We start from the raw sequence: 16,259 nt of genomic DNA, 5'->3' as shown, positions 1-16,259 counted from the left end.
ATAGTTAACCATACATGAAGATTACGAAGATTTGCTGCATCGGTGCCGGTTATGTCGGCGGGCCAACTATGGCTGTGATTGCGCAAAAATGCCCCGACATCAAAGTTACCGTTGTCGATTTAAACGAAAAAAGGATTGCTGCTTGGAATGATGCCAACGTGGAAAACATTCCAGTATATGAACCGGGTCTTGCTGACGTTGTTGCCTCAGCGCGCGGCCGAAATTTGTTTTTTTCGACTGAAGTGGACAAAGCCATAGACGAAGCACAATTGATCTTCATTTCCGTGAACACGCCAACCAAAACGTATGGTTCTGGCAAGGGCATGGCCGCAGATCTCAAGTACATAGAGCTCTGTGCCCGCCAGATTGCGCGCGTCTCCAAAGACGACAAAATAGTAGTTGAGAAATCGACACTGCCCGTACGTACGGCCGAAGCGGTCAAAAGTATCTTGGACAACACCGGTAACGGCGTGCAGTTTCAGATTTTGTCGAATCCTGAGTTTCTTGCCGAGGGCACGGCAGTGCAGGATTTGCTTGCGCCAGACCGCGTCCTGATTGGTGGCGACAATACGCCCGAAGGACAAAAGGCCATTCAGGCTTTGGCCGATGTATATGGCCAATGGGTGCCGAAAGAACGCATTTTGACCACCAATGTGTGGTCGTCCGAATTGTCGAAATTGACCGCCAATGCATTTCTGGCGCAACGCGTTTCTTCAATTAACGCATTGTCTGAATTGTGTGAAAAAACCGGTGCCGACGTGAATGAAGTTGCCAAGGCCATTGGTATGGACAGCCGTATCGGGCCAAAATTCCTTAAGGCTTCGGTAGGTTTCGGCGGTTCGTGTTTCCAGAAGGACATACTTAATATGGTGTACATCGCGAAGTCTTTCGGGTTGAACGAAGTGGCAGATTATTGGGAGCAAGTCATCATCATGAATGACCACCAGAAACGTCGTTTTGCAAGAAACATCGTCCAGACGCTTTACAATACGGTGGCCGACAAAAAGATTGCGTTCCTCGGCTGGGCATTTAAGAAAGACACTAACGATACCCGTGAATCTGCCGCTATTTACGTGGCCGACGACCTGATCAACGAACAAGCGAATATCGCGATTTACGACCCGAAAGTGTCCAGCCAGCAAGTATTATCCGATCTGGATTATCTTGATTCGCGGACGCACGAAGCCAATGAAAAAAGAGCGGTTTCCTACGATGATCCTTACAAAGCCTGCCACAATGCACATGCGGTGGCCATCCTCACCGAATGGGACGAATTTACCCAACTGGACTGGCAACGCATTTACGATAACATGCAAAAGCCGGCATTTGTTTTCGACGGGCGAAACCTGCTTGACGGCAAGCGCATGGCAGAAATAGGATTTAAGTATCAGTCTATCGGGTCAGGGCCGAGGTGTTGAGAAGTCGAAAGTCAAAAGTCGAAAGTCAAAAGTCGAAAGTCTGAAGTCGGAAATGTAGGGCAAGGGCAAAGACAAAAAATAACATTATGAGGATTAAAATTGCCGTCATCGGTTTGGGTTACGTGGGATTGCCGCTGGCAAGATTGTTCGCGACGAAGTATCCCGTCGTTGGTTTTGACATCAACCGCGCGCGCATCGACGAGCTCAACGGCGGGACAGATTCGACACTCGAAGTGGCCGACGACGTATTGCAGTCTGTTTTGGTGAAAAACCCATCGGACGCGATTGGGCTGTATTGCAGCGCGAACCTCGACGACATCAAAGACTGCAACTACTACATCGTCACGGTGCCGACACCGGTCGATAAGAACAACCGTCCAGACCTGACGCCGTTGTACAAATCCAGCGAAACCGTTGGAAAAGTGCTCGGAAAAGGCGACATCGTCATCTACGAATCAACCGTATATCCGGGCGTCACCGAGGAAGAATGCATTCCAGTGTTGGAACGTGTTTCAGGGTTGAAGTTCAACGAAGATTTCTTCGCAGGTTATTCGCCGGAACGCATCAATCCCGGAGACAAAGAACACACGGTCGAGAAAATCCTGAAAGTTACTGCGGGTTCAACGCCTGAAATCGGGAAAAAGGTTGATGACTTATACAAATCGGTCATCATCGCCGGCACGCATCTCGCGCCAACCATCAAAGTGGCCGAAGCCGCCAAAGTCATCGAGAATTCACAGCGCGACATCAACATCGCCTTCGTGAACGAACTCGCCAAGATTTTCAATTTACTCGACATCGATACCCACGCCGTGTTGGAAGCCGCCGGCACCAAATGGAACTTTTTGCCGTTCCGTCCGGGCTTGGTTGGCGGGCATTGCATCGGCGTAGATCCGTATTATCTGGCACAGAAAGCCCAGGAAACGGGTTACCATCCGGAGATTATACTGGCCGGACGCAGGCTCAACGACTCGATGGGCGAATACGTGGCTTCGCAGGTCGTGAAGCTCATGATTAAGAGAGGCATCGCCATCAACGGCGCATCCGTACTGATGTTGGGCATCACATTCAAGGAAAATTGTCCGGACGTGCGCAACACCAAAATTGTGGATGTCGTGAAAGCGTTGGCCGACTATGGCATCAAGGTCACGATTTACGATCCGTGGGCCAACCCGGCGGAAGTCATGCATGAATACAAACTGGACACGACCGACAAAATGCCCGAGACGACATTCGATGCGATCGTGCTCGGCGTCGCACACAAACAGTTCCAGACCATGGCACTCGACAACCTGAAAAAGCAAGCCTGCGTCGTGTATGATGTAAAAGGCGTATTAAAAGAAAAAGCAGACGGAAAATTATAATGAAGAAGATTTTGATCACCGGAGGCGCTGGTTTCATTGGCTCACACGTCGTCAGGCGTTTTGTGCAAAACTATCCCGATTACCATATTTTTAACCTCGATGCGCTTACGTATGCGGGCAATCTTGAGAACATCGCCGACATCGAAAACGCGCCGAATTACACCTTTGTGAAAGGCGATATCGTCGATGCAGATTTCATCAACCAATTGTTCAACGAACACCGTTTTGACGGCGTGGTGCATTTGGCTGCCGAATCGCACGTAGACCGTTCCATCACCGATCCGCTGGCTTTCGTCAAGACCAATGTCATCGGAACAATGAACCTGCTCAATGCGGCCAAAACGATCTGGAAGGACAATTTTGACGGCAAGCGTTTCTACCATATTTCAACCGATGAGGTGTACGGAACATTGGGCGAAACGGGCTTGTTCACCGAAACCACGGCCTACGATCCTAACTCACCGTATTCCGCATCCAAAGCCAGTTCGGACCATTTCGTCCGGGCGTATGGCGAAACCTATGGGTTGCCGTATGTCATTTCGAATTGTTCGAATAATTACGGCCCGAACCATTTCCCAGAAAAACTGATTCCGCTGTTCATCAACAACATCATCAACCACAAACCGCTGCCGGTATATGGCGACGGAAAATACACCCGAGACTGGCTGTTCGTCGAAGACCATGCGCGCGCCATCGATTTGGTGTTCCACCAAGGCGGCAACCACGAAACCTACAACATCGGCGGTTTCAATGAGTGGCAGAACATCGATCTGGTGAAACTGCTCTGCGACATCATGGACCGGAAACTCGGTCGTGACACAGGCAGCTCACGCGAATTGATTACCTATGTGAAAGACCGTCCGGGCCACGATTTGCGCTATGCCATCGATGCGACGAAAATCAACCGGGAATTGGGCTGGAAACCATCGGTGACTTTTGAGGAAGGTTTGGAGAAAACCATCGATTGGTATCTGTCCAACGGCGATTGGTTGGCCAACGTCACTTCCGGCGAATACGCGAATTACTATAAAAAACAATACAGTTAATGGAGCAAAAGCAACATTGGACGGAAGAAATCAAATCCCGCGACGGCCTGATGTCGGTCAACCTGCGAGAGGTTTGGCATTACCGTGATTTGCTTTTGATGCTGCTCAAGCGAGACTTCATTACCTTTTACAAGCAAACCATTCTCGGCCCGATCTGGTTTTTCCTACAACCTTTGATGACCACGGCCATGTATGTGATCATCTTCGGGCGCGTGGCGAAAATCTCCACCGACGGCGCGCCGCAAATCGTGTTTTATCTGGCCGGAGTAACCGTCTGGAATTATTTTTCGGATTCGCTTACCAAAACCTCTACGGTGTTTAAGGACAACGCGTCGGTATTCGGGAAAGTGTATTTCCCGCGGTTGATCATGCCGCTTTCGATTGTCTTTTCGGCGCTGTTGAAATTTGCGATCCAATTCCTGCTGTTCGTGGCATTCGTCCTGTATTATACGTATGTTGAGCAACGCATCCAACCAAACGCCTGGGTGCTGATGACGCCGGTCTTGATCCTGATGATGGCTGCATTTGCGTTAGGCTTGGGGATGATTTTCTCCTCGATGACCACCAAATACAAAGACTTGACATTTTTGCTCACTTTCGGCATCCAGCTGTTCATGTTCGCCACGCCGGTGATTTATCCGGTTTCCACGATCAGCCCGGAATACCGCGATATTCTGGCGCTCAACCCGCTTACGAGTATTTTCGAATGTTTCCGGTACGCGTATCTGGGCGTCGGGGAGTTCGATCCGATCTCGCTGCTGCCGAGTGTGGCCGTGATTGTGGTGTTGCTCGTTACGGGTGTAGTCATTTTCAACAAGGTCGAAAAAAGTTTCATGGATACCGTCTGATATGCGAGAACTAGCCATCAAAGCAGAAAATATTTCCAAGCAATACCGCTTGGGCGAAGTCGGGACCGGAACGCTGAGCCACGACTTGAACCGCTTCTGGTATAAAATCCGCGGCAAGGAAGATCCGTATTTAAAGATAGGCGAAGCCAATGACCGCTCGGCCAAAGGAGACAGCGAGTACGTGTGGTCTTTGCGCGACATCAATTTCGAAATCACCCAAGGCGACGCGGTGGGCATCATCGGGCGCAACGGCGCGGGCAAAAGTACGCTGCTGAAACTCCTGAGCAAAGTCACCAAACCCACTACCGGAAGCTTTAAGGTCAACGGGCGCATCGCGTCATTGCTCGAAGTCGGCACGGGTTTCAACCCAGAGATGACCGGTCGCGAAAATATCTTCTTGAACGGCGCCATCTTGGGCATGCGTCGCGAGGAAATCCGCCGAAAATTTGACGAAATCGTCGCGTTTTCGGGTGTGGAAAGATACATCGATACGCCTGTAAAAAGATACTCATCCGGTATGTACGTGCGGTTGGCCTTTGCCGTGGCCGCGCACTTGGAAAGCGAAATCCTCATCGTCGATGAAGTATTGGCCGTGGGCGATGCCGAATTCCAGAAAAAATGTCTGGGCAAAATGGGCGAGGTGTCCAAAGGCGAAGGCCGTACGGTTTTGTTCGTATCGCACAACATGGCTGCCGTCAAATCGTTGTGCAACCAGGGCATCGTGCTCGACAAAGGCGGTGTCATCTTCACCGGCGAGAGCAGCCCGGCCATCGATTATTACCTGGCCAACAACATGAAGTTGTTTGACCATTCTTTAGAGCACCGCACAGACCGATTGGGCAGCGGCAAACTTAAAGTCGTCGGCATCGATTTTATCAACGAAAAAGGCGATGTCATCAACGAAATCATTTCGGGCGGCTACCTTAAAATCAGGTTAAACCTCGAGAACAATGGCTTCACGAATTTCGAGAAATTGTTTGTAGGAATTGCCCTGGACGACAACTACGAAAACCGCGTGGTGTCTTTCCTTTCCGACGAAATGGGCACCGATTTCAGCAGAACCAAAGATGCAATAGAACTCGTCATCCCGAACCTGAACCTCCGGTCTGCGATGTACAACCTCACCATCCAGCTCAGCAATGACTCGACCAAGAAAGAAGACTTCCTGGACGTGATAGAGAAAGCGGCAGAATTGTCTGTGCTTCCGGCTGATTTTTGGAATTCCGGCAAAACCAACCGCGGCGGCAGCTTCGCCTTGCTTCCGGCGCATTACAACGTATAAATGAAAAGCATCAGGGCATTTTTCTCGGGCATTTTCAACAGGAAGGTGGACGCCATCGGCCTGTCGGTGTTCCGGATGTTTTACAGCCTGGTGTTACTTTGCGAAATCAGCCAACTGTATGTGTTTAGGCATATCATTTACGACAAGGAACCATTTTCATATATTGGCGAAATCGACGTGAAATTCCTCTTCGGATTCTGGTTCATCGCCGTGATTTGCTTGATTTTGGGCTTGTTTACGCGATGGGCGGCCATCATCAATTACTTGTTTTCAGTCATCATTTTTTCTTCGGCGGCCAAATTCGAGTACCATATTTTTTACGCCTACGTCGGGATGAACCTTTTGATGGTTTTCATGCCGATATCGCGCGTGTTGTCGCTCGACAGCCTGATCCGGAAAATTCGCTACACCAGCATTGGACGGCCGTTCAGGGTTGACCGCACGATTTTGGAAATCAATTACCTGATGCCGGTGTTCATCTGCATCGGACTGGTGTATTTCGATTCCATTTTCCTGAAATTCGACAACAAGCTTTGGACCTCCGGGCTCGGTGTTTGGCTGCCAACGAGCATACCGATGATTGCATGGAACGATCTTTCTGCCGTGTTGGATTATGGGAAGACCATGATTTTTCTAGGTTATTTCGTGCTGGTTTTCGAGACCGTTTTCGTGTTCCTGTTTTGGTTCAAGAAATGGCGTATCCCGTTGATGGTTGTCGGTATGGGATTGCACCTCGGCATTTTGATTTCTTACCCGATCCCTTGGTTTGCGCTCGCATTTTGTTGTTTTTACCTGCTGCTGATTCCACCTGGTTTCTGGCGGTGGGTCGCCGATAGACTGCAGTCCCGAAAACCGTCGTATTATTTTTATTACGATGCCGAATGCCCATTGTGCAACAAAGTAATTGTAGCCATCAGGCATGTCGATATATTCAAGAAAGTAAGTTGCGTCACCGTCCAGGCGCACGCGCAACAGGAATCGGCGTTGCAGGGTTATGACGAAGAAACACTATTGGTCAACATCCACGGGGTTACCGCCACCGGTAAAGTCTGCGTAGGATTTTGGGCGTATGTACAGCTCTTCAAATCGATGGTTTACACTTGGCCTGTTGGCTTTCTGTTGTCTGTTCCCGGCATTTCCCATTTGGGCAAACGAATTTATAATTACATTGCCGGCGACCGCCTGACCGTCCGCTGTACCGAAGAAAACTGCACGCTTCCCGTAGTGAACCAGCCGCTGGACGAAACCCAGGACATCATGATTAAAGGCTGGAGTAAATTGAACATCACCAAGGCATTCTGGAAGTTTGTTTTGGTGTTTTTCATCGTTGCCCAAGGCTTGTTCATTTTTTTCAAACCATTGGTCCAAAGCACGCTCAATCCGCCGGGTTTCGTGAACAGAATATTGGCGCTTCCGTACGATGCCAGCCGTGATTTTCTCGTGGATTATCTGGGCATCACACACCATTCAGTATTTCTGGACGCGCATTTCGCAGGTTATGACCACAGCATTCGCATCACATATGTGCGCGACGGCAAAGAATACGAGTTGCCGCTGTACGATAAGCTTGGGAAACCTTACGGATACAACACCGGCGTGATCTGGCGAAATATGTCCTTTAATGTGGTTTCGGCCAGGATCTCTGCCGCCAAACTGGAGAAAGGCATTGTTCCCTATCTGACATTTTACCTTGGGGACAAAGGCTGGATCGGGTCGGTGCATACGTTCAGGTTTTACGTGCGCCAAGTGAATGCGCCGAAGGGCTGGGAGCAAGGTTTCTTTACAAAGGAAGCCGAAAAGCCTTGGGATTATGGCGGAAGTTGTGTGCTGGAAGAAAATAGCGTCCGTTTTGACTGGTCCGAAAAAATGCAAGCCATCATGAGGGCCGACAGCCTCGGAAAATGAAAATCTTAATCACAGGAATATACGGTTTTTTGGGTTCGCACCTAGCCGAAAGGTTGGCGTCGGTGCACGACATTTCAGGACTATACAACACCGGGAAACGCGAACTGTCGGTCGGGATTCCTGCGTTCCATTCGCTTGAAGATATGACCGATGTGCCAGAGGCCATCATCATGTGCCACGCAGCGGTCGCGTCCGGGACAACACAGCTTCCGAAAACGCAGTTGCAGGAAGTCAACGTTGATTTGACCGCGCGCATCGTCCGTAAATTTCCTGAAGCCAAGGTTATTTATATATCGTCGGCCTCCGTTTATGGTTTTCCCGACGAAGTTATAGTCGAACAATCCGCTGTGCATCCGCCGAACGACTATGCCGCGTCCAAGCTGGATGGCGAGTTGGTTGTCCGGCAAAATCCGAATCATGTTGTTGTAAGATTGTCTTCGCTGTATGGTGAAGGCATGAAAGAAAATACGCTCATCCCGAATTACGTAAACCAAGCCTTGGCACATAGGCAAATCGAAGTTTGGGGCACGGGCAATCGGTCGCAGAATTACATTCACGTGTCCGACGCCGTGTCGCTCATTGAGTCTGTATTGGATACAAAAGCCGTGATAGAATTCCCGTTGCTCGGAGTTTCGGAACAAGAATATACCAATCTTGACGTGGCCAACATCATCGCCCGTCACATCAGTGCTGGGATTGCGCATGTTAATCAAGATCATTCGCCATCTGTCAGGTATGACAATAGGTTAACGCAAAAAGTGTTAAATTGGAAGCCTGAAACGGCGCTGGAAAAAGGCGTCGCCGATTACATCAAATGGAAACAAAAACAGTTATAGTTACCGGTACCGGAGGCAACGTGGGCCAAGGCATTTTGCGCAACATCCGCGCGGCATATCCCGATGTCAGGATTGTTGGGACGGACATCGCCGCGTTCACGGCCGGAAATCACCTGTGCGACGCGACTTACCAAGTGCCCTATGCCTTCGCCGACAACTACATCCAGACGGTAAAGGCCATCGTCGAAAAAGAAAGGGCTAATCTGGTCATCCCCAGTACCGATTATGAAATCTATTATTTGTCTCTGCACGAACCGGAATTGGGTTGTGTCGTAGCCGCCAGCGAAGCCAGCCTGGCCAAGAAGTATCTCGACAAATACCTGACGTTTTTGTACCACGCCGAAATTGGCGTGCCGTTCGCGAAATCATGGTTGCCGTCTGAATTCAACGGCGAGACCGACCAAATCATCGTAAAACCACGCGAAGGTCGTGGATCGCGCGGGATCCATATCAACCCTGAAAACCCAAAGGCATTCGGGGACGACTACATGGTGCAGCAACTCCACACAGGCAAGGAAATCACTACGGCATTTTATGTCCGGAAAGACGGTTCGTTGCACGGGCTGCTCACCATGGAACGCGAACTGGCCAACGGAGCCACTTCAAAATCAAAAACCGTCCGTGATTACGACGACCGGTTGCGCGGCATGATCGAGAACATGACTGCCCATAAAGGCTTGGCCGGAAGCATCAACCTGCAATCCATTGTGGACGATGCGGGCAACATCATTCCCTTTGAAGTGAACTGCCGTATTTCCGGAACCAATTCCATCCGCCACAACCTCGGGTTTCAGGACGTAAAATATACGTTGCAGGAATACCTGTTCCACGAATCTCCAGACCCGGTGCAAACCATTGACGGCATTGCCATAAGGTTGTTGTACGATGTGGTTTACCCGAATGCGACCAATGAAAATGACTTGACCAACAACCAATCGCCACATATCGTTTACTGATGAAATACTTGCTGCTTGACGTTGCCGGAACCTTATTGCACAAGCCAACCGTGTATGGCAAAATGCTGGGCGTGCTCGAAAATCACGGGCACACGGTTGCCCTGCAGCATCTGAAATACAATCACAAAATGCTCTCGGAAGCCATTCGCTTTCCGGATCGGACCGACGCCGAATTCTATAAAATGTTCAACGGAGAACTGTTGTATTCGCTGGGCATTGTTCCGACCCATGCGCTCATCGACGATATTTTTTCGGCTTGTACCTACTTGCCGTGGGAAAAGTTCGACGATACTTCGGCGTTGCATGACGTACGAATTCCCATTGGCATCTTGTCGAATTTCAACAGTACGCTCAAGGAAAAGCTCAAGGGTTATTTCGGGGATATCTTCTCGGATGTCTTTGTGTCGGAAGAACTGGGCGTAGCCAAACCAAACATTGCGTTTTACCAGCGTGCGCTCGAGAAAATCGGCATCGCACCACAAGATATTTTATACGTCGGCGATTCGTTCAAGCTCGACCTGGAACCGGCCACAAAAGTCGGGATGAAAGCCTTTGTCGTTGACCGCGACGGCTATTTCCCGAACAACCCGAATGTCATTGCATCGCTTACCCAAATCAAGGATTTGTTATGAAAACACTGGCCATCATCGGTTCCGGCGATTTAGGCCAGCAGTTCGCGCACTATGCGCTATCTGACGGCCATTACGGCAGCGTGGTGTTCTTTGACGATTTTACGACCGTCGAAACCGTAAATGGCTGCTGGGTCGTTGGCAAGACGGACGATGTCGAGCAAGCGTTCAACGACAAGAAATTCGACGAGTTGCTGATTGGCATCGGCTACAAACATTTAAAGGTCAAGGCCGAACTGTTTGATCGATTTTCGGGAAAAATCCCGTTCGGCAAAATCGTGCATTCCAGCAGCTGGCTAGATCCGACGGCTGTTGTGGAACCCGGTGCCGTGATTTATCCGCGTTGCGATATTGACGCGAAAGTAACCATTGGCGCCAATGCCATGCTCAACATCGGCTGTACGATTGCACACGATTCCGTGGTCCGGAAACACAGCTTTCTCTCACCTCGTGTGGCCGTGGCAGGTTTTACGACCATCGGTGAACAATGCATCGTCGGCATCAATGCCACCATCATCGACAACCTCCAGATTGCGGCACAAACGCAGATTGGCGGCGGTGCGATCGTCATCAAAAACATTACAGAAAAAGGATTGTATGTAGGCAATCCGGCAAAATTTATCCGCTCATGATTCCATTCAACAAACCGTTTTTAACCGGAAGCGAAACCAAGTACATCGAAGAGGCCGTGCAATCGGGCAAACTCTCGGGCAATGGCGTGTTTACACAGAAATGCCAGAAGTTTTTCGAGGAAAAATACGGCATGAAGAAATGCCTGCTGACCACATCATGTACCGATGCGCTGGAAATGTGTGCCATGCTCATCGACGCCGGTCCGGGCGATGAAATCATCATTCCGTCCTATACGTTCGTGTCTACGGCGTTGGCGTTTGTGCGTCAAGGCGCGAAAATCATTTTTGCCGACTCTGAATCCGGGAACCCGAATCTAGACGCCTCAAAATTGGAAGCGTTGATTACGCCAAAGACAAAAGCCATCGTCGTGGTGCATTACGCCGGAATCGCTTGTGACATGGATGCCGTGATGGCGCTGGCCAAAGAGCACAATCTGGTCGTGATTGAAGACGCGGCGCAGGCCATCGATTCTTTCCACAACGGAAAAGCGCTCGGCAGCATCGGGCATCTGGCGGCCTTTTCGTTCCATGAAACCAAGAACATCATCGCCGGCGAGGGCGGCCTGTTGGCCATCAACGACGAGAAATACATAGACCGCTCGGAAGTCATCTGGGAAAAAGGCACCAACCGCGCGTCGTTTTTCAGGGGGGAAGTCAACAAATACGGTTGGGTCGATACCGGTTCGTCATTCTTACCGAGTGAAGTCATTGCGGCCTTTTTGTACGCACAACTCGAAAACCTCGATGCCATCCAGGCCAAGCGCAAAAGCATATGGAACCGATACCGCGAAGGCTTGAATATGCTGGAAGCACAAGGAAAAATCAAGTTGCCGGTTGTCCCGGAATTTGCCACCAACAACGCACACATGTTCTTTATCGTATGCGGTTCGCTCGAGGAACGTTCCGGTTTGATTAAGTATTTGAAAGAACGCGACTTGCACGCCGTATTCCATTACATCAGCCTGCACAAAAGCGAGTTTTACGCAAAAGGCAACGCCGTGCCCGAGCTCCCGAACTCCGATTTCTTTACCGACCATTTGTTGCGATTGCCGTTCTATTACGAGTTGGCCGAAGCCGACCAAGACCGCATCATTACTGCTATTAACGAGTTCTATGCGAATGCCTGAAAGGATCATCCATTTTGCCCAGGACGAAAAGTTCATCAATTCGGCGCACCGGCAATTCGAGGCGGTTTGCCCTGGGAAGAATGAATTCCTGATCGTATCCCATGCACATGATTTCAAATACGTTGTGCCCCAACCGGGCATGGTGAAAGTCTCGGCCGAAGAAGCCGTGGCACGCGCCAAAACCATCGGCAAGAACGATTTGGTGGTGTTTCACAGTTTGGCCGAAGTGTTTTTCCCGATGGTGCTCGCGGTCAAGAAAAAAGTCCCGAAAGTCTGGTTTTGCTTCGGGTACGAGATTTATAACGACCGCCATTTTTACTCCGAAAACACTTCATTTGACCGCCTGACACGCGCACGTTTTGGCGTGCCCGATTTGCCCCTGTCGGTCAAGATCAAGGAATTCGTACATCGCATCCTGCGGAAACTCAATCCGGGAACGCCGTTGTCTGTCATCGAAACCAAACGCAAAGCCATTTCCCGGATGGATTACTTGTGCAGTTCGTTCGCGGAAGAACAAGCCGCCATCCAAAAACTCATCAAGCAAACCAAGAAGCCGTTTTCGTTCTGGTATTACCCGATTGAAAACATGGTCGACGTCAACCGCGGGCCGGCCATCGAAAAACCGGACATTCTCGTCGGGAATTCCGGCCACGCCACCGGAAACCACTTGGACGTCTTCGAAAAAATAAAACCGTATGATTTCACCGGGCGAAAAGTCGTTGTGCCGCTCAGCTACGGCAACCGCAGTTACATCGATGCGATTTTGCCCGACGGAAAAGCCATGCTCGGTAGCCATTTCCATCCGCTTACCGAATTTTATGCACTTGAAGATTACAACAAGATCCTTGATCGCTGCGGCGTCGCAATCCTGAATTGCAGGCGGCAACAGGCGCTGGGCAACACCATTGCGCTCATTTGGTTGGGCAGCAAAGTATTCCTAAGCGAGAAAAACCCGTTTTTTCACTACCTTCGGCGCATCGGCGTGACAGTGTTTTCGTACGAGTCAGACCTTAACGAAGCCAATTGCCAAGTGTTGCTGACCGCAGACGAAATCCAGCAGAACCGGAAAGCGTTGCAAGAACATCTCAACGCAGCACTGTTGCATGCCGAATTAAAGGCCGATATCCAATCCATTCCATGAAAGTAAGTGTTGTCATTCCGGTTTTTAAGGTCGAAGCGTATTTGGCGGCGTGCCTTGACAGCATTTTGGATCAAGGATTTGCGACAGACGAATTCGAAGTCATAATCGTCAACGACGGTTCGCCTGACAACAGCAAAGCCATTGCCTTGGATTATACCAGCAGGCACCAGAATTTCATTTTCGTCGATCAGGAAAACCAAGGCGTTTCGGTGGCCAGAAGTGCCGGACTTGACAAGGCTTCCGGCGACTACATAGCATTTATCGACCCCGACGATACCATTTACCCGAATTCACTCAAACCCATCGTGGAACGCGCCATGCGTGATGATCTGGATGTGCTGTATCTGGAACTCGACGTGTTCGACGAAGAAGGTAACTTCCTGCACGCCGTCGAAAAATGCGGGCAGGACGATGTCATCCTCGACGGGTTTGCCCATCCGCGCCGGACATACCTTTCCACATTGTACAAGCGGGCGGCCATTGGCGATACGCGTTTCAAGACCGGCATCATCCGTGGCCAGGACACCGTGTTCAACATCATGGTACAGGCCATGGCCAAACGTTGTAGCTATTGTTCAATTCCATATTATAAGTATTTGCAGCGCGGCAGTTCGTCGCGGCAATTCGTGGGCACCGAGCGCAATTTCGTGAGTTCGCTGCTGGCCATTGAGACCATCAATGATTTCCGCAAAACGCATTTCCCGAACCAGACGCCGCAACAAAAAGAGTATTTTGACCAGTCCATCCTGATTTTTATCCAGCGCACTTTGGAATGGAACATCTTTCCGCACAAAAGCAAGAAGAATTTCGACGCGCTGAAGGAAAAACTACGCGCTTTGGGCATAGGCGATTTGATCCCGATGACCGCGCGCCGGTTCAAGATGTTCGACCGATCTTTCGGCGTTTTTATGGCGTACCGGAAATTAAGCGGTTTTTACCACGGCTTATTGTATAAATTTGCCAAAAAATAACCCTATGATCAACGTGACCAGAACTTTTTTGCCGCCCATCGACGCTTACCAGCAGTTCGTGCAACGCGCCTGGGACAAGCAATGGCTCACCAACCGCGGCGAATTGGTGCTGGAACTGGAAGAAAAGTTAAAAGGTTACCTGTCGGTCAACAACATCATTATCACCAACAACGGTACGGTGCCGCTCCAGATTGCGCTCAAGCTGCTGGGCAACGGCGGTGAAATCATCACCACGCCCTTCAGTTACGTGGCCACGACGGCAGCCATCGTCTGGGAAAATTGCACACCGGTTTTCGTGGACATCGATCCGGTGCATTTCACCATCGACGAAACCAAGATCGAAGCGGCCATCACGCCAAGAACGACAGCAATTCTGGCCACACACGTGTTCGGGAATCCGTGCCATCTGGAAGCCATTGAGGCCATCGCGAAAAAGCACCATTTGAAAGTGATTTACGACGCGGCGCATGCGTTTGGCGTGACCTATAAAGGGAAATCGGTGTTTGACTTCGGCGATGTAAGCACGTGTAGTTTCCACGCCACCAAGTTGTTCCATACGGGCGAAGGCGGCGCGATGTTCTGCACGGATGCGGCCTTGTTCCACAAACTGTTTTACAGCCACAATTTCGGGCACAACGGGCCGCTGGCATTCCACGGCTTGGGTGTCAATGGCAAGATTTCAGAGCTACAGGCTGCCATGGGTTTGGCGGTATTTCCGCATTTGGCCGAGATTATCGCGACGAGAAAGTTCGCCGTCGATTTTTACGACAACCACCTGAACAGCCAATTGCAGCGGATGAAAATCCGCGAGGGTGTCCATTGGAATTACAGCTACTATCCTGTGATTTTCGAGCACGAAACCACGTTACTCGCGGTCATGGAAGCCTTGAACAAAGAATCCATTTTCCCACGGCGGTATTTTTATCCGTCACTCAACACCATTGACTATACCGCCGGGCAGTCCATGCCGGTTTCCGAAAGCATTGCTGCCCGCATCCTGTGTTTGCCGCTGTACGCCAACATGGATGCCGCCGATCTGCAACGCATCGTTTCCACCATCAACGAAAACCTGTAAATGCGGATTTCCGTCGTCATACCGGTGTACAATTCGGGTGCATTCCTGCGCGAATGCATCGATGCGCTGTTGGCCCAAACCGAGACCGATTGCGAATTTATTTTCGTGAATGACGGCTCTACCGACAACAGCCGCGAAATCATCGTTTCCTATCAGGAAAATGACGGCAGGATTCACATCGTCAATCAGGAAAACCATGGTGTTTCCGTGGCGCGCAACAACGGCATCGCCGCGGCCAAAGGGGAATTTCTGGCGTTTGTGGATGCCGACGATACGATTGATCCAGGCATGCTGGAAACTTTGTACAAAGCCGGCAGCGCATCGGGCGCCGATATTATCGTCTCGAATTTCATCACCGAACAGGACGGCCACCACATCGTCTCGAAATCGCCGTTCGAAACCGGAAAGTTGTTTGCGAAGGATGACATTCAAAACCGCATATTCCCGTTCATGCTGCAGTTTGATGCGCTCAATTCGGCGGCCAATAAAATGTACCGCCGTGATTTGGTCGTAAACCATAAAGTTCAATTTCCGCAGGGCCAAAAACTGGGGGAAGATGCCATTTTCAACTTGCGTGCGATGGCTCAGGCTTCGGGCGTGATTTTCACCGATTACGCCGGTTACCGTTACCGCGAAGTCGCCGGAAGTGCCACGCGTAACATCATCGAGAAAGATTATTTCAAGACTGCGCTCGAGGTGTATCACTACGACCATCAAGCCATCATCGGTTCGGCCATAAGCGCCGAAAAAATGAAAGAACTTAAAGGATTGCGCTTGCTTGATCAAGTGGTTTCCTACGGCGCGATTTACCAAAAACCGCATCCCGGATTGCCGGCCCGTGCACGTTACAGCTATATTTCGCGGATGATTGCGCATCCAGTCGTACGGGAATTGGTGCATTCCCTATGGCCAAAGCGCATCGCGGGCCAACCGCTTTTCGCGAAATTAATCTTATATTGCATCCGCTACCGGCTCACGCCATTGGTGTGGCTGGCCTATGCATACAGTTACCATCGAAACAAGAAATAA

The 16,259-nt window shown here is 50.3% G+C and carries 15 protein-coding genes; all 15 read left to right on the top strand.

Annotated features, from left to right (window positions below; all coding sequences use genetic code 11):
• The first annotated feature begins 14 nt into the window (after positions 1-14).
• Positions 15-1,418 (top strand): UDP-glucose 6-dehydrogenase, encoded by a 1,404-nt coding sequence (locus ACM9J1_RS07375; protein ID WP_415581391.1) that lies wholly within the window; start codon positions 15-17, stop codon positions 1,416-1,418.
• A gap of 86 nt (positions 1,419-1,504) precedes the next feature.
• Positions 1,505-2,782, top strand: a complete 1,278-nt coding sequence (locus ACM9J1_RS07370) for a nucleotide sugar dehydrogenase (RefSeq protein WP_415581390.1) — start codon at positions 1,505-1,507, stop codon at positions 2,780-2,782.
• Positions 2,782-3,828 carry a dTDP-glucose 4,6-dehydratase gene (gene rfbB, locus ACM9J1_RS07365; RefSeq protein ID WP_415581389.1) on the top strand — a complete coding sequence of 349 codons (1,047 nt, stop codon included), beginning with the start codon at positions 2,782-2,784 and terminating at the stop codon, positions 3,826-3,828. Before ACM9J1_RS07370 ends, rfbB begins: the two co-directional genes overlap by 1 nt.
• The gene (locus ACM9J1_RS07360; RefSeq protein WP_415581388.1) at positions 3,828-4,676 is read left to right on the top strand and encodes an ABC transporter permease; all 849 of its coding nucleotides are present in this window, start codon (positions 3,828-3,830) and stop codon (positions 4,674-4,676) included. The genes rfbB and ACM9J1_RS07360 overlap by 1 nt, the downstream gene beginning before the upstream one ends.
• Position 4,677: 1 nt before the next feature.
• Complete coding sequence (locus ACM9J1_RS07355; protein ID WP_415581387.1) at positions 4,678-5,958, top strand: ABC transporter ATP-binding protein; 1,281 nt, start codon at positions 4,678-4,680, stop codon at positions 5,956-5,958.
• A complete protein-coding gene (locus ACM9J1_RS07350) occupies positions 5,959-7,863 on the top strand; it encodes a DCC1-like thiol-disulfide oxidoreductase family protein (RefSeq protein ID WP_415581386.1) in 1,905 nt (634 codons plus the stop codon).
• Entirely contained in the window at positions 7,860-8,699 is an 840-nt protein-coding gene (locus ACM9J1_RS07345) for an NAD-dependent epimerase/dehydratase family protein (RefSeq protein WP_415581385.1), read from the top strand. The genes ACM9J1_RS07350 and ACM9J1_RS07345 overlap by 4 nt, the downstream gene beginning before the upstream one ends.
• Entirely contained in the window at positions 8,678-9,655 is a 978-nt protein-coding gene (locus ACM9J1_RS07340; protein WP_415581384.1) for an ATP-grasp domain-containing protein, read from the top strand. Before ACM9J1_RS07345 ends, ACM9J1_RS07340 begins: the two co-directional genes overlap by 22 nt.
• The gene (locus ACM9J1_RS07335; RefSeq protein WP_415581383.1) at positions 9,655-10,287 is read left to right on the top strand and encodes an HAD family hydrolase; all 633 of its coding nucleotides are present in this window, start codon (positions 9,655-9,657) and stop codon (positions 10,285-10,287) included. The genes ACM9J1_RS07340 and ACM9J1_RS07335 overlap by 1 nt, the downstream gene beginning before the upstream one ends.
• Positions 10,284-10,916, top strand: a complete 633-nt coding sequence (locus tag ACM9J1_RS07330) for an acetyltransferase (protein ID WP_415581382.1) — start codon at positions 10,284-10,286, stop codon at positions 10,914-10,916. Before ACM9J1_RS07335 ends, ACM9J1_RS07330 begins: the two co-directional genes overlap by 4 nt.
• Entirely contained in the window at positions 10,913-12,043 is a 1,131-nt protein-coding gene (gene rffA, locus ACM9J1_RS07325) for a dTDP-4-amino-4,6-dideoxygalactose transaminase (protein WP_415581381.1), read from the top strand. Before ACM9J1_RS07330 ends, rffA begins: the two co-directional genes overlap by 4 nt.
• On the top strand, positions 12,036-13,184 hold the full coding sequence (locus ACM9J1_RS07320) for a TDP-N-acetylfucosamine:lipid II N-acetylfucosaminyltransferase family protein (RefSeq protein ID WP_415581380.1): 1,149 nt from the start codon (positions 12,036-12,038) through the stop codon (positions 13,182-13,184). Before rffA ends, ACM9J1_RS07320 begins: the two co-directional genes overlap by 8 nt.
• Entirely contained in the window at positions 13,181-14,155 is a 975-nt protein-coding gene (locus ACM9J1_RS07315; protein ID WP_415581379.1) for a glycosyltransferase, read from the top strand. The genes ACM9J1_RS07320 and ACM9J1_RS07315 overlap by 4 nt, the downstream gene beginning before the upstream one ends.
• 4 nt (positions 14,156-14,159) lie before the next feature.
• The gene (locus ACM9J1_RS07310) at positions 14,160-15,230 is read left to right on the top strand and encodes a DegT/DnrJ/EryC1/StrS family aminotransferase (RefSeq protein ID WP_415581378.1); all 1,071 of its coding nucleotides are present in this window, start codon (positions 14,160-14,162) and stop codon (positions 15,228-15,230) included.
• Positions 15,231-16,259: a glycosyltransferase gene (locus tag ACM9J1_RS07305; RefSeq protein ID WP_415581377.1), complete on the top strand. Its 1,029-nt coding sequence runs from the start codon at positions 15,231-15,233 to the stop codon at positions 16,257-16,259.

Origin of the sequence: Flavobacterium longum (genome assembly GCF_965137575.1) — a bacterium.
GTDB classification, from domain to species: domain Bacteria; phylum Bacteroidota; class Bacteroidia; order Flavobacteriales; family Flavobacteriaceae; genus Flavobacterium; species Flavobacterium longum.
Note: the sequence above shows the minus strand (reverse complement) of the source record. Positions and strands in the feature narration are given on the sequence as shown.